This is a genomic window from Marinobacter sp. RI1 (assembly GCF_041155085.1).
Classification (GTDB): domain Bacteria; phylum Pseudomonadota; class Gammaproteobacteria; order Pseudomonadales; family Oleiphilaceae; genus Marinobacter; species Marinobacter nauticus.
This window is the reverse complement of the sequence record NZ_AP031605.1, coordinates 2,323,824-2,342,038: the sequence shown is the minus strand read 5'-3', so window position 1 is coordinate 2,342,038 and position 18,215 is coordinate 2,323,824. Positions and strand designations below refer to the sequence as shown.

At 56.8% G+C, this 18,215-nt stretch carries 16 protein-coding genes and 1 tRNA gene; 6 read left to right on the top strand and 11 right to left on the bottom strand.

The features are described from left to right. Positions 1–60: 60 nt before the first annotated feature. Positions 61–807, bottom strand: a complete 747-nt coding sequence (locus tag ACAM27_RS10510) for a TetR/AcrR family transcriptional regulator (protein ID WP_014421728.1) — start codon at positions 805–807, stop codon at positions 61–63. A gap of 97 nt (positions 808–904) precedes the next feature. Then, on the bottom strand, positions 905–1,507 hold the full coding sequence (locus ACAM27_RS10505) for a DUF924 family protein (RefSeq protein WP_369611913.1): 603 nt from the start codon (positions 1,505–1,507) through the stop codon (positions 905–907). Between the two features lie 101 nt (positions 1,508–1,608). Here ACAM27_RS10505 and ACAM27_RS10500 point away from each other — a divergent pair, with 101 nt between their 5' ends. From ACAM27_RS10500 to ACAM27_RS10490, 3 genes are all read left to right on the top strand, one after another. Continuing rightward, positions 1,609–1,986 (top strand): sirohydrochlorin chelatase, encoded by a 378-nt coding sequence (locus ACAM27_RS10500; RefSeq protein ID WP_011784645.1) that lies wholly within the window; start codon positions 1,609–1,611, stop codon positions 1,984–1,986. A 40-nt stretch (positions 1,987–2,026) separates the two neighbouring features. Next, complete coding sequence (locus tag ACAM27_RS10495; RefSeq protein ID WP_369611912.1) at positions 2,027–2,932, top strand: TIGR01777 family oxidoreductase; 906 nt, start codon at positions 2,027–2,029, stop codon at positions 2,930–2,932. An 86-nt stretch (positions 2,933–3,018) separates the two neighbouring features. Then, positions 3,019–3,094: transfer RNA gene (locus ACAM27_RS10490), tRNA-Glu, on the top strand. Positions 3,095–3,114: 20 nt separating this feature from the next. Here the strand turns inward: ACAM27_RS10490 and ccoM are convergent. Continuing rightward, entirely contained in the window at positions 3,115–3,264 is a 150-nt protein-coding gene (gene ccoM / locus ACAM27_RS17525; RefSeq protein WP_022992482.1) for a cytochrome c oxidase subunit CcoM, read from the bottom strand. 236 nt (positions 3,265–3,500) lie between these two features. Between ccoM and ACAM27_RS10480 the strand changes: the two genes are divergently transcribed. From ACAM27_RS10480 to pta, 3 genes are read left to right on the top strand one after another with little or no spacing between them, the layout of a single operon-like run. Then, complete coding sequence (locus ACAM27_RS10480) at positions 3,501–5,960, top strand: EAL domain-containing protein (protein WP_014421733.1); 2,460 nt, start codon at positions 3,501–3,503, stop codon at positions 5,958–5,960. 16 nt (positions 5,961–5,976) lie between these two features. Further along, positions 5,977–7,182, top strand: coding sequence for an acetate/propionate family kinase (locus ACAM27_RS10475; RefSeq protein WP_369611911.1), 1,206 nt, complete (start codon positions 5,977–5,979; stop codon positions 7,180–7,182). A 14-nt stretch (positions 7,183–7,196) separates the two neighbouring features. After that, the gene (pta, locus tag ACAM27_RS10470; RefSeq protein WP_369611910.1) at positions 7,197–9,350 is read left to right on the top strand and encodes a phosphate acetyltransferase; all 2,154 of its coding nucleotides are present in this window, start codon (positions 7,197–7,199) and stop codon (positions 9,348–9,350) included. A 33-nt stretch (positions 9,351–9,383) separates the two neighbouring features. On the opposite strand, the gene der is transcribed toward pta, so the two are convergent. From der to rlmN, 8 genes are all read right to left on the bottom strand, one after another. Beyond that, positions 9,384–10,805 (bottom strand): ribosome biogenesis GTPase Der, encoded by a 1,422-nt coding sequence (der, locus tag ACAM27_RS10465; protein ID WP_369611909.1) that lies wholly within the window; start codon positions 10,803–10,805, stop codon positions 9,384–9,386. 79 nt (positions 10,806–10,884) lie between these two features. Beyond that, the gene (bamB, locus tag ACAM27_RS10460) at positions 10,885–12,054 is read right to left on the bottom strand and encodes an outer membrane protein assembly factor BamB (protein ID WP_022992487.1); all 1,170 of its coding nucleotides are present in this window, start codon (positions 12,052–12,054) and stop codon (positions 10,885–10,887) included. Continuing rightward, entirely contained in the window at positions 12,054–12,707 is a 654-nt protein-coding gene (locus ACAM27_RS10455; protein WP_369611908.1) for a YfgM family protein, read from the bottom strand. The genes bamB and ACAM27_RS10455 overlap by 1 nt, the downstream gene beginning before the upstream one ends. Before the next feature lie 47 nt (positions 12,708–12,754). Beyond that, the gene (gene hisS, locus ACAM27_RS10450) at positions 12,755–14,032 is read right to left on the bottom strand and encodes a histidine--tRNA ligase (protein WP_197536004.1); all 1,278 of its coding nucleotides are present in this window, start codon (positions 14,030–14,032) and stop codon (positions 12,755–12,757) included. A 33-nt stretch (positions 14,033–14,065) separates the two neighbouring features. Then, positions 14,066–15,184: a flavodoxin-dependent (E)-4-hydroxy-3-methylbut-2-enyl-diphosphate synthase gene (gene ispG / locus ACAM27_RS10445; protein ID WP_011784636.1), complete on the bottom strand. Its 1,119-nt coding sequence runs from the start codon at positions 15,182–15,184 to the stop codon at positions 14,066–14,068. A gap of 37 nt (positions 15,185–15,221) precedes the next feature. After that, positions 15,222–16,244 carry a RodZ domain-containing protein gene (locus tag ACAM27_RS10440; RefSeq protein ID WP_369611907.1) on the bottom strand — a complete coding sequence of 341 codons (1,023 nt, stop codon included), beginning with the start codon at positions 16,242–16,244 and terminating at the stop codon, positions 15,222–15,224. After that, the gene (gene pilW / locus ACAM27_RS10435) at positions 16,234–17,037 is read right to left on the bottom strand and encodes a type IV pilus biogenesis/stability protein PilW (protein WP_023011061.1); all 804 of its coding nucleotides are present in this window, start codon (positions 17,035–17,037) and stop codon (positions 16,234–16,236) included. The genes ACAM27_RS10440 and pilW overlap by 11 nt, the downstream gene beginning before the upstream one ends. 39 nt (positions 17,038–17,076) lie before the next feature. Then, the gene (gene rlmN / locus ACAM27_RS10430; protein WP_011784633.1) at positions 17,077–18,186 is read right to left on the bottom strand and encodes a 23S rRNA (adenine(2503)-C(2))-methyltransferase RlmN; all 1,110 of its coding nucleotides are present in this window, start codon (positions 18,184–18,186) and stop codon (positions 17,077–17,079) included. Positions 18,187–18,215 lie beyond the last annotated feature (29 nt).

The window sequence follows — 18,215 nt, the reverse complement described above, 5'->3', positions numbered from 1 at the left end:
TCTACTGATAACTCGGGGGCCGTCAACACTTTCGTGAAAAAATCTCACAGCCGCTGATAATCATGGTGCTCGCAGGTCTTCAGGCTCCACCCCTAGGGCCAACTGCACAATTCTGGCCACGGATGCACTCAATACCTCAGCCTCGGTGCCGGGCACTTCCAGCAGCAGATCGTAGCTCATACCCAGCACTACATTGACGATCAGGGTACCGTCCTGACGAGGGCACGGCGAATCCAGTCGTACCAGGAGCTGCTCGAGACCATCAATCCAGGACTGCCGATACCGACGAGCCACCCTGGCCAGACGGCCATCTCTGAGGGCCTCCATCAAAAACACCTGCTCTGCCAGTACCTGCTCCCTCCGGCGTGTAAACTGCTCCTGCATCCAGGCCCGGGCAAAGTCGGTCAGGCGCTGACACAGCTCCGGACGGAACTCAGCGCCGCGGCGCAATTGTTCCGCAGGCACACCATCGAGCACCAGATTCAGGGTGTCGTGGAAGGCTTTCAGTTCCGCACCGGCTTCCTTCGCGTACAGCATGAAGGCGTCGCTGATCAACTCGTTGATGTCTCGGAAATAATAGGTGGTTGCTGCCAGGGGTACGCCTGCTTCCCTGGCGACGGAACGATGCTTGATACCTTTGATACCGTCCTTCGCCGCTACCCGGATGGTTGCCTTCAGAATGGCATGACGCCGGATTTCACTTTTCGCACGAGTGGTTCTGCCACCCCGCCCTGGGGCCCTGTTATTGTTGGAGATAGGTTTATTAGCGCCCGGGTTATCGCTCACCGCCGGGTTGGTAGATGACATCCTGTTCTTGCTCCGCTGCTTTTATTGTTATCGCTGTAAGGGAGTGTGCCCGTTATCGACAGTCAATTCGTTGAACCGATCATCAAACTGGCAAGCTCTACTGGCCAAAGCGCGGCCCGCCCTCAAGATAAGCCTGTTCATCCTGCGACGACGCGCGCTTCAGGGCTTTGTTGCGATGAGGAAATCGGCCAAAACGGGCAATAATATCCCGATGATCGCGAGCCGACTGAAGAAAACTGCCCAGAAAGTCTCCCAGAACGCCATCGGTGGTGGCAGACAATTGCTGATAGCATTCTACCGAAAGATCCTGATCCGCCAGCTTTTCGGAATGTTGTAACGGCATATAGAGGAAAGCACGCTGAACCGGCGGCAACTCCAGATCCTGCCCTCGCTGCATCGCGCCGCGACACAATTGCCGGGCCAGACGGTCGTTATCGAAGGCCATGGCGCCCCCGCGAAAAATATTGCGGGTGAACTGATCCAACAAAAGAATCTCAGCAAGCGAGCCTCCGGCGGCTATGCGCCAGTGATCCAACCCCTGCTCTGAGGCGAACAGCACCAGAGACAGAAACCTGCGCCGGATTTCCTGATCGAAGGCACGGTCACTGCGAAACCAACGGTTGCGATGATCGCGATCAGGAATACCGTTTTCATCTAATTCACCGAACCAGAAATCCAGAAGCTCTTTCCAATCGAACATCTGACAACTCCCTGATACATTGATTGTCAGGATCACTTTAAACGACCCACTGTCGTCAAGTTTACGGTCGCACCGACACAAACGACCAGATCGGAGATGTTATGACCCAACCACACCAGATTATTTTACTGGCCCACGGCAGCAGCGACGCGCGCTGGTGCGAGACCTTCGAGAAACTGGCCGAACCGACCGTAGAGTCAATCGAGAATGCAGCCATTGCCTACATGGAACTGGCAGAACCCTCACTGGATACCATTGTGAACCGGGCCAAAGGGCAAGGCGTGGAGCAATTCACGGTCGTCCCGTTATTTCTCGCTGCGGGCCGCCACTTGCGAAAAGATGTCCCGGCCATGATCGAAAGGCTGGAGGCGGAACACGGCGTTACCATCCGCCTGGCTGAACCAATCGGGAAAAATCCGAGGCTTGGACTGGCCATCCGCGATGTGGTTAAGGAGGAACTCGAGCGCTCTGAACACTGACAAAGAACCAACCACGGATTCCGATCGCAGGAGGGAACCCATGGACAAACGTATATTGGTTACCGGCGCCACAGGGTTTATCGGCCACATACTATGCCGTGAGTTAATTGAACGCGATTATGGGCTAACGGTTCTCAGCCGTCAGAAGCCGGATGCCGTGCGCTCCATCTGCGGCCGGGTAGAAGTCACGGATGATCTGGAAAAGTTGCGCGCACACCCGGGCTTCGATGCAGTTATCAATCTGGCCGGGGAAGGCATTGCCGACAAACGGTGGAGCCATGCCCGCAAGGAACAGCTGCGTGCCAGCCGCATTGATCTCACCCGCACCCTGGTCGGAGTGGTAAGAACCTGGAGCAACATGCCGGAGGTTCTGGTATCCGGCTCTGCCGTTGGCTTTTATGGTAACCAGGGGGATCACCTGGTTACCGAAGACACAGAACCCCATGACGAGTTCACACACCAACTGTGCCGGGACTGGGAACATGAGGCACTGAAACTTGAAGCTGATGGCGTACGCGTTTGCCTGTCCCGCACCGGCGTGGTGGCCGGCCGTAACGGCGGTTTTCTGCAACGCATGGTCCTCCCCTTCAAGCTCGGACTTGGCGGAAAGCTGGGCTCCGGACGGCAATACATGCCCTGGGTTCACAGGGACGACGTGGTTTCCGGCCTGCTCTGGATGCTGGATACGCCAACGGCAAACGGCCCCTACAATATGGTCAGCCCGAACCCGGTCACCAATGCGGAATTCACCAGAACGCTTGCACAGGTTCTACACCGCCCTGCCGTTATACCGGCTCCAGCGCCTGCACTGAAACTGATGCTGGGGGAAATGGCCGGGCTGTTACTGACCGGTCAGAAGGCGATACCGGAACGGCTCAAACGTGAGGGTTTTGAATTCCGGCTTGCGGAACTGGAAGCCGCGTTGAGGGAAAGTGTGGGAACATAATTTTTTTAAGAAAAAGCGTTGACAGCCCCAGGCACCTTACTTAATATACGCGCCACCTCGACGAGGCAAGCTTTTGAAAACGTTGCGTCCCCTTCGTCTAGTGGCCTAGGACTCCGCCCTTTCACGGCGGCAACAGGGGTTCGAACCCCCTAGGGGACGCCAATTTCAAAGCTGTCTGCTCGTCAGCTGCCATGACCACCCTGGTGGTGTTTTCCTCCTTTAGCAGCATGGCTCTTCTGATCCTTCATGACGAAGATGCCGACTCCGACGAAGAAGCCAATCATCAGCAATACTGTGGCGATTCCGGCGATTACAACTGCGTCCATATACATGGCTATGTCTCCTGTACCTGTAAAACTTGATTAAGCTCAGGTTACGCCGGCACCGCCTGCCCCGTATTGATCTGCATCAAGCTCATTTCGTCATTGCAATAATTGCCAAAGTGAGACGCCCTGCCCCATTTCTCTCGGTTTATCCTGAGTTTGCAGCGCATTTGCCGTAAACTGCTGCTATAGTCGTAGGCAAGGGAATACAGGTAACAACGTCAGGGATCGCTTCTGTAATTGCTATGTCCGATACTTCCTTGGATGGTCGAAAAATCAAAGACATGCCAGACATTGCGACGCGTTTGAAACGTTTTCGTGCAGCCTCTCCTTTATCATTCCGGCTGGTGGCATGGATCCTTCTGTTCAGCTCTGCCTTTACATTGCTCGCGTCCGGCATTCAGATCTACTCAGACTACCGCGAGGACCTGTCCAAGATAGAACAGCGGATGCAGGTAATTGAGTCCGGTTACCGCTCCAGTCTTGCCCAGAGTCTGTGGGCGCTGGATCAAAAACACCTGCAAACCCAGATGGACGGCATTCTCAGCCTGCCCGATATCGAACATCTACGGCTCCGAATTGAACCAGACTCCGAACTGGTCATGGGCGAACTCCCACGAGACACCGATACCCTCACCCACAGTTTCGAGCTGATCTACCGGGACGATGCGGAATTCCGGCTGGGCGAGCTCACCATCACCGCCAGTCTGCAACGGGTGTATGATGAACTAAGGCGCCGGGTGGGCTTCATTCTTGCCACTCAGTTCCTGATCATATTTGTTGTTTCCATTCTGATTCTGTGGATATTCCGCCATCTGGTCACTCGCCACCTGGCGGACATGGCCGACTACACCCGGGATCTGTCATTGCGAAATCTTTCACGCCCGCTGGAGCTGGATAGGCCGGATACTCCTGCTTACCAGCGCGATGAGTTGGGTATGGTGACCGAAGCCATCAACCAGATGCGCGAACGGCTCACCGATGACGTTGCAAGGCGGGAACGTGATGAAGCCGAAATCCGGAAATTCTCCAAAGCCATCGACCAGAGCCCATCTTCGGTTCTGATCTGCGACCGGCAATGGCGCATTGAATATGCGAACCGGAAATTCAGCCAACTGACGGGGAACAGCCCGTCTGAAATCATCGGCAAGCATCCCTCGTCACTTATTGACCCCGGTGTGGATTCCCACGAAGCCAGACAACTATGGAAATCCATCAGGCTTCAGGTACAGCGCGTGGGCGTTTGGCAAGGCGAAGTCAATAGCACACGGAAAAATGGCGAGCGCTACTGGGAACAGCTTGTGGTCACCCCTATCAAGGACAATAACGGTGAAACCACCGGTTACCTGATACTCGGGGAAGACATCAGCATCCGAAAACGTTACGAGCAACAGCTGTTGCGGCAAGCGAATTACGACATCCTGACCGGGCTTCCCAACCGCATGCTTGCGCTGGACCGCCTGAAACTGGCGCTGGCCCAGGCAAGGCGTGATGAGTCCAAGGTTGGGGTAATGTTCCTGGATCTGGACAACTTCAAGCACATCAACGATACCCTCGGCCACGACGCCGGTGACACTCTGCTGATTGAAGCCGCACGCCGGATCTCCAGCTGCCTGCGCGGCACCAGTACCGTTGCGCGGCTGGGTGGTGATGAGTTCCTTGTGGTGCTGCCGGGGCTGAACGGGCCGGACGCCTCTTCCCAGGTTGCCGAACGTATTCTGAAAACCTTCGCACCGCCGTTCATGCTCAGCGGCCAGGAAGTGTTTGTCACAACCAGTATTGGCATCGCCACCTTCCCGGACGACTCGGACAACAGCGGCACCCTGCTCCAGCACGCCGATGCGGCCATGTACGAGGCGAAACACAAAGGCAAGAGCGCCTATGCCCGTTTTACTCCGGAGATGAGCGAGGTTTCTCACGAGCGTCTGCAAATGGAATCTCACATGCGCAAGGCCCTGGAGCTGGGTGAATTCGAGCTCTATTTCCAGCCCATTGTCGACACCGCCAGTGGTGGCCTGGTGGCGGCTGAAGCCCTGCTTCGCTGGAACAATCCGGCCATGGGCATGGTGATGCCAGATCGCTTTATTCCGCTGGCCGAGGAAACCGGCCTGATCATTCCGATCGGCGAATGGGTCGTCAAGGAAGCCTGTCAAGCCGCGTACTGCTGGCAGGCGATGACCGGGCGTGAGATCAGCATTGCCGTCAATGTATCACCACGCCAGTTCCGGGACCCCGGGTTTACCGACGCCATCATGCGCGCGCTGAACGACAGCAATTTACGGCCGGAACTGCTGGAACTGGAAATCACGGAACGGCTGATTCTGGACAATTCCATCGAAACCGCTGATATCCTCAAACAACTCGACAAAGTTGGAATCCGCTTGTCGGTCGACGATTTCGGAACTGGCTATTCGGCACTCAGCTATCTGAAAAGCTATCCGTTCGATACCCTGAAAATCGACAAGTCATTTGTTCAGGATGTCCTGAAAGAAAACGAAGATGCTTCCCTTGTCCGCGCGATCATCAACATGGCCCACAGCCTAGGCCTGAAAGTGGTTGCCGAAGGGGTTGAGGAAGAGGACCAGACTCACTTCCTGAAAGCGGAGCATTGCGACTACTCCCAGGGTTACTTCTATAGTCGCCCCCTGCCCGAGCAGGACTTCATTCACTGGCTCGAAACCAATGAGCGGGCCAATCTAAAGTAATCAATACGGCACAACCATGGACGACTCAATCCTGGTCGTAAACTGCGGCAGTTCATCACTGAAACTCGCCCTGTTTGATCACGACCACCAGAAAATCACCTCCGCCCTGGCGGAAAGACTTAATCAATCCGATGCCTTTGCCCGCATCAACGGCGATGAAACACCGGTTCACTTACCTTCCGGTGCCAGCCACAGCCAGGCGCTGGCGGCACTGGTCAACGCATTTAATGACCGGGCTCTGATGACGGGCGAACCCAAGGCTGTTGGCCATCGAGTGGTGCATGGCGGCGAAACCTTCCGTGAAGCTTCGTTGATTGATGATCAAACAGTGTCCGCCATTGAAACCTGCGCAGCGCTGGCCCCCCTGCATAATCCGGTAAACCTCGCGGGCATTCGAGCCATGCAGGCGCTGTTCCCGAACGTTCCACAGATCGCGGTATTCGATACCGCTTACCATCAGACCCTGCCCGAGCGCGCTTACCGATACGCACTACCGGAACGGTTCTACAGCGACTGGGGAGTGCGTCGTTACGGCTTCCACGGCACCAGTCATTATTTCATGGCACACGAGGCCGCTCGTCTGCTGGACAAGACACCGGCCACCACCTCAATTATCTCTGCCCATCTGGGTAACGGTTGTAGCATCACAGCGATCCAGAATGGGCTCAGCGTCGATACCAGCATGGGCCTGACTCCGCTTGAGGGACTCGTGATGGGCACCCGCAGCGGGGATGTCGATCCCGGGCTGTTCGACTACCTCGCAAGTCGGGGTATGAGTGCCGGTGACGTCCACGAGATGCTGAATAGAGAAAGCGGATTACAGGGACTCTCAGGCCAGACAAACGACATGCGAACCTTGTGTGAGCTGGCTGACCATGGCCACGAACCCTCACAGCTGGCAATTGACGTATTCTGCTTCCGCCTGGCGCGGTATATTGGAGCGATGACCGCGTCGCTGACAAAACTGGACGCTCTGGTCTTTACTGGCGGCATCGGTGAAAACAGTGCCCGCATTCGCCAGGACACAACCCGACATCTGCACCTGCTTGGGATTGAGCTGGATCCGGACCTCAACGAGCATCACGGGCGCTGGAGTGATGGCCGCATCAGTTCCCCGGACTCGCGTTATCCGGCGCTGGTCATTCCCACAAATGAAGAACTGGTGATTGCCCGAGAAGCCGCCCGCCTGGCCGCTGCCGGCACCGAACACTCCGAAGAATGAAACCTGGAACAATCATGGCAAAAAGTCTTTTCATAGCCCCAACCTCTCTTGACTCAGGCCTGACATCCGTATGCCTTGGTCTTCTGCGTGCCCTGGAACGGGAAGGAGTGAGCGTCGGCTTTTACAAACCATTCAGTCAGTCCGTACACAGAGGCGAAGCGCTTCATAACGACGGCAAAGATTCTTCGGTGGCCTTTGTGCGTGCCCGCAGCCACCTCGAACCACCCGACCCGATTCCTCTGAAACAAGCCCAGCAACTGTTGAACCACGGCAAAGTCGACCTGCTGATGGAGAACGTAGTCGGTGAATACCAGAAAGTCGCCAACGAAGCGGATGTGGTCATCATTGAAGGATTGGTTCCGGACAGAACCGAAGCCTATATCGCGCGGCTGAACGTGGAAGTCGCCCGCAATCTCGGTTCCGAAGTGATCCTGGTGAGCACACCGAAGAGCTGCACTGCCAGCGAGCTCGATGATGACCTGGATTTCTCCTCGCGCCTGTTTGCTGCACCGTCGGATCCTGACGTGATTGCGGTCATTCTTAACAAGGTGGGAGAACCACAGAAGTCCGGTATGGCACTGGATCATCCGCCGGCAAGTGAAGCCACTGAAACCGATTATCACACCTCCTGCAAAGTATTCGCGAACGGCCGCTTCCAGTTGCTGGCGCAGATTCCCTGGCAACCCCAACTGCTGGCACCCCGGGTCTCTGATGTGGCGCGAGAGCTTGGTGTTCCGGTACTGCACGAAGGGCAAATGCACTCACGGCGGGTGCAGCGGGTATCAGTGTGCGCCAGATCCATCCGCAACATGACCGACACCCTCAAGCCAGGCACTCTGATGGTCACCCCTGGTGATCGCGAGGATATCGTAGTGGCCACGGCCGTTGCCGCCCTCAATGGTGTCCCGCTTGCCGGACTGATGCTGACAGGCGGCCTGATGCCGGACGAACGGGTTATAGAGTTGTGTCGGCGAGCACTGGACACCGGTTTGCCAGTGCTGAGCTCGGAAACCAATACCTACGAGAGCGCCCACCTTTTGGCAAATCTGTCTTCAGCCATTCCCATTGACGATCCGGAGCGTATTGAAGAAGCCATGGAATCTGTGGCCCGGCGAATCAACACCCGGTGGCTGCAGGAGCACCTGAAAGTTCAGCGCCAACGTCGGCTCTCGCCTCCGGCATTCCGTTATCAGCTATCGGAGAGAGCCCGGGCTGCAGCCAAGCGGATCGTCTTGCCAGAAGGCAGTGAACCCAGAACCATTCAGGCAGCCATTATCTGCCATCAACGTAACCTCGCTCATTGCGCGCTGATTGGTGATCCACACGAAATTCGCTCAGTCGCCGCCTCCCAGGGCGTGGAACTGCCAAATGATCTGGAAATCATAGACCCGCAATCGGTGCGCGAGCGTTACGTGGCACCCATGGTGGAGCTGAGAAAGCATAAAGGCCTGACACCGGATATGGCCGAAGCCATGCTGGAGGATAACGTCGTTCTGGGTACCATGATGGTGGCCATGGACGAAGCCGACGGACTGGTATCCGGCGCTATTCATACCACGGCCAACACCGTGCGCCCTGCCCTCCAGTTGATCAAGACCCATGACAACGCCAAGGTGGTGTCATCGGTGTTCTTCATGTTGTTACCGCAACAGGTGCTGGTATATGGCGACTGCGCCATCAACCCAGACCCGAATGCCGAGGAACTGGCCGATATTGCCATACAGAGTGCCGAATCTGCCGAAGCCTTTGGTATTGAACCTGTGGTTGCGATGATCAGCTACAGTACCGGCGAGTCCGGCAGCGGTGAGGATGTCGACAAGGTTCGCGAAGCCACCCGCATTGCCCGGGAACGGCGCCCGGATCTGCTCATTGACGGACCGCTGCAATACGATGCCGCGGCCATTGAGAGCGTGGCAAAATCCAAAGCCCCGGGCAGCAAGGTAGCCGGCAAGGCTACCGTGTTTGTGTTCCCTGACCTGAACACGGGCAACACCACCTACAAGGCGGTGCAGCGCAGTGCCAATGTCGTCAGCGTGGGGCCCATGCTCCAGGGCTTGCGAAAACCGGTAAACGACCTGTCCCGCGGGGCCCTGGTGGAAGATATTGTCTTCACCATTGCCCTGACGGCAGTACAGGCAAAACAGGTCGCCGATGCAGGAGCCGCCTGATCAGGGCTCCTGGCAGGGACTAGCCCCGGCAGATCAGCGTTTAACGCTTTTCTGCCGGGTCTTCTTGATCCGACGGCCTTTCTTCAGGTCGTTGTCTTTCTTGACCTTTTGCCGAGGCGTCAGACGGTCGACCTTGGTTGCAAAGGGGTTCTCGCCTGACTTGAATTCAAACCGTATCGGCGCGCCCACGACTTTCAGCACCTTTCTGAAGGTGTTTTCAAGGTAACGCTTGTAAGCACCGGGCAGTGAATCCACCTGATTACCATGCACCACCACAACCGGCGGGTTGGAGCCACCCTGGTGAGCGTATCGCAGCTTGATGCGGCGACCGTGAACCATCGGCGGCTGATGTTGAGCAATGGCATCCTGAAGGATTGCAGTCAACCGGTTGGTTGGCCACTTTGACATCGCGGATTCATAGCAGGCCTGGACCGACTCATACATGGTTCCCACGCCCGTGCCGTGCAGTGCCGAGATATAATACTTGTCCGCGTAATCCAGGAAATCCAGGCGCCTGGCCACCTGCTCTTTTACCCGGTCACGGTCTTCCGGATCCATGCCGTCCCATTTGTTGATGGCGATCACCAGTGAGCGGCCCGCATCCAGTACAAACCCGATCAGGTGCAGATCCTGGTCTACCAGCCCCTCTCGGGCATCGATCACCAGAATCACGACATGAGCATCATCAATCGCCTGCAGTGTCTTGATAATGGAGAACTTCTCCACCGCCTCGCGAACATTCTTTCGGCGACGAACCCCGGCAGTGTCAATCAAGGTATACTCATGGCCCTGGCGCTCATAGGGAATGTAAACGCTGTCGCGGGTAGTGCCCGGCATGTCGTACACCACCACCCGATCTTCACCGAGCATGCGGTTAACCAGGGTAGACTTGCCCACATTCGGCCGTCCCACCACACCAATCCGGATACCCGGATAACGATCCGCCCGGTCCTGGTCTTCCGGATTTTCCGGTTCCGGCAGCAGCGCTTCCAGCAAAGACAGGATGCCGCGGTTATGGGCCGCCGCAATCAGAAACGTGGATTCAAACCCCAGACTGTAGAAGTCCGCTGCCGCCACGTCCGGATCCTGACCATCGGTCTTGTTAACCACCAGATGAGCCTGTTTGCCCGATTTGCGCAGATAATCCGCGATCATTTCATCGCCGGCGGTCAGTCCTGCCCGACCGTCCACAAGAAACAGGACAATGTCCGCTTCTTCTACCGCCTGCATTGACTGGCGAGCCATTTCGGCGTCAATACCGGCTTCGTCACCGGTCAGGCCGCCCGTATCGATAACGATGAACTTCTGGCCTTCGTAGTTGCCCTCACCGTATTTACGGTCCCGGGTCAGCCCGGGGAAGTCCGCTACGAGAGCATCCCTGGAGCGGGTCATCTGGTTAAACAACGTGGACTTACCAACGTTGGGGCGGCCTACAAGGGCGATAACTGGGGTCATATTGATCTGCTATTCAAGAAACCAGAAACCCGGCACGCAGGCTGAAGCCTGGGCCGGGCATAAACTTGTCGGGGCGTACTCAGTCGTCCTGTTCAATTCTCAGGACGGCCATCTTTCCGCCATTTCCATAAACCAGCAGGTTACCATCTTCGATCACCTGAACTGGTACGCGGATACCGTCACTATCGAACTCACGCTGGCCCTGCAGACTGCCATCGGAGGTCGACAGCACGTGCAGGTAGCCTTCAAAGTCGCCTACCACGAGGTAATCACCGGAGACAGCCGGCCGGGTCAGCTGGCGCCAGGACAGGCTATCCTGAACCCAAAGCTCTCGCCGGTCGCTGCCACGGAGCGCTACGATATCGCCATTGGCGGAGGACAGAAAGATATTGCCGTTACCAATCGCAGGCGAGTAGAAGCTAGATGCCCGGCGGCTCCAGATTTCCTGCCCGGAACGAATATCCACCAGTGCCAGCTTACCCTGATAACCGACGACCATAATGGCCGAATCCAGAACCAGCGGCTGGCCGCCGATATCCACCAGGCGTTCCAGTTCGGTACGACCCTGGGGCTGACCGACCTCATACTGCCACACTGGCTGCCCGTCCGAGGCGGTGAGTGCAATGACACGACCGTTGGCAAACGAGGAGATCACAATGTCGCCGCCCACCAACGGTGCAGCCGCGGTGCGCACGGTCAGTACCGGCACTTGAGCCTCGTATTGCCAGCGGCGTTCTCCGGTCTCTGCGTCGTGGGCAATCACACGACCATCGGTGGTTTGCACCACCACGAGGTTACCGTTGGATTGAGGCGCAGCCAGAACCTCGGTGGGCAGAGGTACCCGCCAGGCCTCGGTACCGTCCTCCGACGACACGGCCACCAGTTCCGCATCCCGGGTGACCAGGTAAAGGTGCCGGGCATCAGCGCCCGGTCCGGCAAAAAACCGTTCATCGTAGTCTTTCTGCCAGATAACCTCACCATCCGCCGGCCTGACCGTCGCAACAATCCCGTCTGCGGAAGCCGCGTAAATCACGTCGCCGGCGTAAAGAGGCGCGATCTGAAGCAGCTGATCGTCATGACCATCACCAACAGACATGCTCCATACCGTATCCAGCTCAACGGTTTCGGTGATTTCAGGTACCGGAGCGGGTTGCTCAAAAGTGTCTGTACTACTGCACCCGGCGATTCCGACCAACAGACCACAAAAAACCGAGCCAAGCCCGACCTTGAGCGCGCGCCCAACGAACATCAAGCGTCCTCCCCGACACCGAGGTCTGACAGCTTCAGTTCAAGAACACCGCTACGACCCTGCTGGCTCTGCTCACGTGCCGCCAGGTACGCCTCACGCGCACCGTCCCGGTCGCCCTTGGCCAACAGAACATCGCCTTTCAGCTCGGAGAAGATGGCCGCGAAGGCATCCGCGTCTGTGGCATTGTCCAGGGTGGCAAGCGCGGCATCGTGTTCGCCAGCGGCAAACTGGGCTCGGGCAAGACGGTTACGAATCACCAGCTCCAGAGCCGGATGACCGGCCGATTTTTCCAGCGCCCAGTTCAGTGATTCAACAGCGGCCGCGGGATCCTCACCTTCAACCATCTGCTGCCGTGCCAGAACCAGATTACCATAGATGGCATAGGCGCTGTCGCCGTGTTCATCTCGCAGTGTCTCCGCCACAAAACCTACAGTGTCGGCCGACTCATCGCCTGCAGAGGAGAACGCGTTCAGCAGGTTGGCAAACTGATTAGCGGCTTCGGCGCGTTGTTGCGCCTGATGGTTCTGCCAGGCCTGCCATCCAAAGACGATGGCCAGAGCCGCACCAATACCGATGAGCAGCGAGCTTCCGTTATTTTTCCACCAGTCCTTGATTGCCTGGACCTGTTCTTCTTCGGTGCGCAACTCCGCCATGAAAACTCCTGTTATTCGTTAAAACTGCCTGTTTATATAGACTCTGCTTACAACAAACCGGCAAGCACAGCTGCCAGGTCTGCCTGAGCGATTTCCTGCTGGGGCTGATCGTCACGTAACGGCTTGAGCCCCGCCGTTGCCTGAGCGACTTCGTTTTCACCCAGAATCACCGCAAAGCGTGCGCCACTGCGGTCTGCCTTTTTCATCTGACTCTTGAAGCTGCCGCCACCGCAGTGTGAGACGACAATCCGGCCCGGCAATTCATTTCGTAGCGTTTCTGCCAACGCCATCGCCGGTGCTACCGCCTGGTCCCCCATGGCTGTAACGTAAACATCGGCTTGATTGTTCACATGTTCGGGGACCAGTTCCAGGGTTTCAAGTAACAGAATCAGTCGCTCCAGCCCCATGGCGAAGCCCACCGCTACGGTGGGTTTGCCTCCAAGTTGCTCCACCAGACCATCGTAACGGCCACCGGCACAGATCGTGCCCTGGGCACCCAGGCTGTCGGTAATCCACTCGAACACGGTTTTGCCGTAATAGTCCAGTCCGCGTACCAGGGCCGGGTTTACCGTGTAGGCAACGCCCGCCGCATCCAGCATCGCTTTCAGTTGTTCAAAATGCTGGCGCGATTCATCATCCAGATAGTCGTCCAGGCTCGGTGCGCCCTGCAAAATCTCCCGCGTGGCCGGATCCTTGCTGTCCAGTATCCGCAAAGGATTCGTGGTTAACCGGCGTTTGCTGTCATCGTCGAGCTTATCCTGATATTGCTCCAGATAGGCAACCAGGGCCTGACGGTAGACTTTCCGGGAGTCGCTGGTACCGATGGAGTTGATCTCGAGTCTGGCATGGTCGGACAACCCCAGGGCGCTCCACAGGCGCGCCGTCAGGATCAACAGCTCAGCATCAATGTCAGGGCCGGCCATACCGAAGCATTCCACACCAATCTGATGAAACTGGCGGTAACGGCCTTTCTGTGGCCGCTCATGCCGGAACATCGGACCGGTGTACCAAAGCCGCCGGGTCTGATTAAAGAGCAGCCCATGCTCTTCCGCTGCACGCACGCACCCGGCCGTACCTTCGGGCCGCAGTGTAAGGCTATCGCCGTTGCGGTCTTCAAAGGTATACATCTCTTTTTCGACGATGTCAGTGACTTCACCGATCGATCGTTTGAACAACTCGGTATGTTCGACCACTGGCATACGGATTTCCTGATAGCCGTACTGCCCGAGAACCCGTCGAACGGTGGATTCAACGTACTGCCAGACCGGTGTCTGGTCCGGGAGAATATCGTTCATCCCCCGGATTGCCTGAATCTTTGCCAAAATAATATCCTGATAGGTTTCTGAAATCGGTTCTGATCAGTCTGAGGACTTGGCGATGACTGCGCTGTCCTGGTCCTCGCGCCGTGACACTTCCTCGCGAATCAGGCGTTCAAGGTCGTCCACCAGCGTCGCGTTGTCCAGCTTCTGGTTTGGCTTTCCGGCCATATAGAACAGATTTTTCGGTGTGCCACCGGTCAGACCGATATCCGCTACCTTTGCCTCACCGGGACCATTAACAATACAGCCAATAATGGCCACATCCATGGAGGTGTTCACATCCTCAAGCCGGGCCTCCAGATCATTCATGGTCTGGATAACATCGAAGTTCTGACGGGAACAGCTTGGGCAGGCTATAAAGTTAATGCCGCGGCTGCGTAACCGAAGACTTTTGAGAATGTCGAAGCCGACTTTGATTTCCTGAACCGGGTCGGCGGCAAGGGAAACCCGAATGGTGTCCCCAATGCCATCCATCAACAGCATGCCCAGGCCAATGGAGGACTTGACCGTACCAGAGCGGAATCCACCGGCCTCAGTGATACCCAGGTGCAGCGGTTGCTCAATCTGGGAGGCGATAAGGCGGTAGGCCGCGACGGTCATGAACACTTCAGACGCTTTCAGGCTGACCTTGAAGTCCTGAAAATCGTGTTTGTCCAGGATGTCGATATGACGCATGGCCGACTCTACCAGCGCTTCCGGCGTGGGCTCGCCGTATTTGCGTTGAAGCGCTTTTTCCAGTGAACCCGCGTTTACGCCGATCCTGATCGGAATGTTGCGGTCCCGGGCAGCACTGATTACCGCACTGACCCGATCGTCCCGGCCAATGTTACCGGGATTGATGCGCAGGCAGTCCACACCAAGCTCTGCAACTCGGAGCGCTATCTTGTAGTCAAAATGGATATCGGCCACCAACGGTAACGAGACCTGCTGGCGAATCTTGCCAAAGGCCTCAGCCGCCTCCATGGACGGAACCGACACCCGCACGATATCCGCACCGGCCTCCTGGATAGCCTTGATCTGTGTCACTGTTGCGTCTACGTCGCAGGTATTGGTATTGGTCATGCTCTGCACCGCAATGGGCGCATCGCCGCCAACGGGAACATTACCTACCATGATCTGACGGGATTTACGTCTTTTGATCGGAGACTCTTGTTTCATGGGATTCAACCAGAAATCTTTGGGAAGAAAATTCTGCTCAGGGCTCGAGCGTAAACTCTGACCGGTTATTTACGACGCGAAAATTACCAAGATCCATTGGTTCGCCCTGAAATTCCAGGGACTCCACCGCGCTCATGGCGCCCACCACAACTCTGAGCGGTGGCTGTCCGCTCACGTCCAGGGCATCGCCCTCTCGGCGTAATGCACTGGCCAGTCGATTGCCCGCACCATCTGTGACCTGAATCCAGCAGTCGTCGCTGAACGTCATGGCCAACCTCACGGTTTCAACCGGGTCCTCCATCACTTCAGACTCGGTCAGAGCGGGATCCGGGGATTGCGCAACAGCGGGCGGCTGTTCCACCGAAGGCTGCTCTGACAGCAACTCTTCCTGGCCGAGGCCTCCACTGGCGGTCGGTTCGCTCAGAGCTTCAGTATCCGTCACGGCGCCGTTCTCTGTTTCAACGTTTCCGACTGAACCGGTGCCGGAATCCATCTGTTCCGGTTCGGCCGGCTGTTCAGCCTCTTCGATAACGGAGGGCGCATCTTCCGGTCCAGCACTGGCATCGCTAACGGCCTCGCCACTCCGTGCTTCCAGAGACTCCGAGATACCGTCGGCATTACTTTGAACCGGCTCCGACACCGGTTTTACGAGATAGCTATACGCCAGAAAGCCAACTACCCCGAGGAATGCCAGCAACACAACCAGTTTGGCAATCTGCCGCTTTCGTTTTTTCTTGCGCTCGATATCAACCAGAGGATTGGACTGGTGCTCCTGCTCCCGCTGCTGACGCAGGGGCTCAAGTTCCGAGTCGAGCGCTGCAATCAGGGCGTCTGCATTCAGTTGCACCTGGCGGGCATAGGTTCGAACATACCCTTTGAGAAACAACTCGGTATCAACCTTGCTGTAATCACCTTCCTCGATGGACTGGATTACCGAAGGGCGCAGGTGTTGCTGATCTGCAATGTCTGAAACGCTGAGCCCGAGCTTTTCCCGGGCGCGCCTTAGCTGCTGGCCAACCGAGGCCTCGGAAGCTGGCTGTGACTGCTCCTCACCGGTCATTGGCAATCAGTACCTTATATTGTTGATATTCGACAGATTCCGGATACTCGTTTCTGAGCAATAGTGCCAGGCTCGCTTCCTGATCCCTGTCCTGGAAATGCCGGGCAATCCGGATACCGGTATACAGACTCTCCGGTGAATGCGTCAACCGGGTATTGCGCTGTATCATGGTCTGAAGACGGCTGTAGTATCGAGAGGCCTGAGAAAAGTTATCCTGCTCAACCAGCACCCGAGAGAGGGACAACAGGGTGCGGGCTTCGCCCCGCGTAAGCTCCACGGCACGCCGATAGGCAGCTTCGGCCGATTCCAGCGACCCAAGCCGTTCTTCTGTCAGCCCGAGGTTATAAAAAACGGCTCCCCGGTCTTTGTACTCCGTATCACGTGAGGCTATCCGGAACTGGTCCCGGGCCTCCTCAAACCGTTTGAGGCTATACAGGAAAGCACCGTAATACACTCGTCCGCGGGTATAGTCTCCATCTGAGGCAATGGCATCCCGGAAGCTTTTTTCCGCCAGGCTTTCCTCACCCTCCGCGCTCAGCACCAGGCCCCGGGCAGCAAGTGCCGGTGCGCTTCGGCTGTCGATTTCTAACGCCCGCTCCAGGTGGTCACGGGCACGATCCAGATTCCCCTGACCAATGTAGGCAGTCGCCAGTTGAACATAATTGTTGAGGGCTTTCTGTCGGTCGGCTTCACGGCTGAACCGGCTATCGGTGGTGGTGACACAGCCCGATAACATGACCCCGATAACCAGAACCACAGCGGAAACGAGTTTCACGGTAACGTCCTTTGCCATCAACAAACACCTTCTCCTGTTGTCTCCACCCGACGGTTATCAGGGGTTGACCTGTTGTACTGCGATATAACGTTGGCTTCTGCGCGTCCGGTCTTCGACCCGCCCTACCAACTGACCGCAGGCGGCATCGATATCGTCTCCGCGGGTGGTGCGGATCGTCGTGACATAACCGGCCTCGTTGAGCACGGTCTGGAACCTCCGGGTTGCGTTCATGCTTGGCCGGCGGAAATCACTTTCCGGAAACGGATTGAATGGAATCAGGTTGATCTTGCAGGGCAACCCTTTTAACAACACCACCAGCTCCCGGGCATGTTCCGGTTGATCATTCACTCCTTCAATCACCGTGTACTCAATCGTGGCTTTGCGCTTGTCCGGCAGTCGTGAAAGGTAGCGCCGGGTCGCGGCCAGCAGTTCGGCAATCGGGTATTTCTTGTTCAGGGGAACCAACTGGTTTCTCAATTCATCATTAGGTGCATGGAGTGAGATGGCCAGTGAAACATCGGTAACTTCGCCGAGACGATCCAGTGCTGGCACCACTCCGGATGTACTGAGCGTCACCCGACGCTTTGAGATGCCGTAAGCGAGATCTTCCATCATGAGATTCATGGCATCGACCACGTTCTCAAAATTAAGCAGGGGCTCGCCCATCCCCATCATCACCACGTTGGTGATAGGCCGGTCATTGGGATCGAACGGCATGAACGCCCGTCGTGCAACCCACACCTGGCCAATGATCTCGGCGGCCGTCAGATTGCGGTTAAAACCACGCTTGCCGGTGGAGCAGAAGGTACAGTCGAGACTGCAACCGATTTGCGAGGACACGCAGAGGGTTCCACGCTCGCCATCCGGAATCAGGACGGTTTCAACGCTGTTGCCGTTATCCATGCGCATGACCCATTTCCGGGTACCGTCTTTTGATGTCTCATCATAGACGACCTCGGGGCCACGAATCTCGGCAACTTCCTTGAGCTGTTCGCGCAGCGACTTGCTCATATTGGTCATTTGATCGAAGTCATCAACACCACGCTGATGCATCCACTGGAGAACCTGCTGGGCACGGAAACGCTTTTCCCCCAGGGTTTCAAAAAACGCCTCCAGTTTTGCCTTGGGCATTCCCAGAAGATTGACTTTTTCGGCGGCGCCCGTCATCACATAACCTCGATCAGATAACCAATTCA

Coding starts and splice junctions, on each gene's coding strand:
- ACAM27_RS10475 (WP_369611911.1), top strand. CDS start 5,977: ATGGACGACTCAATCCTGGTCGTAAACTGCGGCAGTTCATCACTGAAA.
- pta (WP_369611910.1), top strand. CDS start 7,197: ATGGCAAAAAGTCTTTTCATAGCCCCAACCTCTCTTGACTCAGGCCTG.
- der (WP_369611909.1), bottom strand. CDS start 10,805: ATGACCCCAGTTATCGCCCTTGTAGGCCGCCCCAACGTTGGTAAGTCC.
- ACAM27_RS10500 (WP_011784645.1), top strand. CDS start 1,609: ATGACCCAACCACACCAGATTATTTTACTGGCCCACGGCAGCAGCGAC.
- ispG (WP_011784636.1), bottom strand. CDS start 15,184: ATGAAACAAGAGTCTCCGATCAAAAGACGTAAATCCCGTCAGATCATG.
- bamB (WP_022992487.1), bottom strand. CDS start 12,054: ATGTTCGTTGGGCGCGCGCTCAAGGTCGGGCTTGGCTCGGTTTTTTGT.
- pilW (WP_023011061.1), bottom strand. CDS start 17,037: ATGGCAAAGGACGTTACCGTGAAACTCGTTTCCGCTGTGGTTCTGGTT.
- ACAM27_RS10510 (WP_014421728.1), bottom strand. CDS start 807: ATGTCATCTACCAACCCGGCGGTGAGCGATAACCCGGGCGCTAATAAA.
- ACAM27_RS10495 (WP_369611912.1), top strand. CDS start 2,027: ATGGACAAACGTATATTGGTTACCGGCGCCACAGGGTTTATCGGCCAC.
- ACAM27_RS10440 (WP_369611907.1), bottom strand. CDS start 16,244: ATGACCGGTGAGGAGCAGTCACAGCCAGCTTCCGAGGCCTCGGTTGGC.
- ACAM27_RS10480 (WP_014421733.1), top strand. CDS start 3,501: ATGTCCGATACTTCCTTGGATGGTCGAAAAATCAAAGACATGCCAGAC.
- ACAM27_RS10455 (WP_369611908.1), bottom strand. CDS start 12,707: ATGGCGGAGTTGCGCACCGAAGAAGAACAGGTCCAGGCAATCAAGGAC.
- ccoM (WP_022992482.1), bottom strand. CDS start 3,264: ATGTATATGGACGCAGTTGTAATCGCCGGAATCGCCACAGTATTGCTG.
- rlmN (WP_011784633.1), bottom strand. CDS start 18,186: ATGACGGGCGCCGCCGAAAAAGTCAATCTTCTGGGAATGCCCAAGGCA.
- ACAM27_RS10505 (WP_369611913.1), bottom strand. CDS start 1,507: ATGTTCGATTGGAAAGAGCTTCTGGATTTCTGGTTCGGTGAATTAGAT.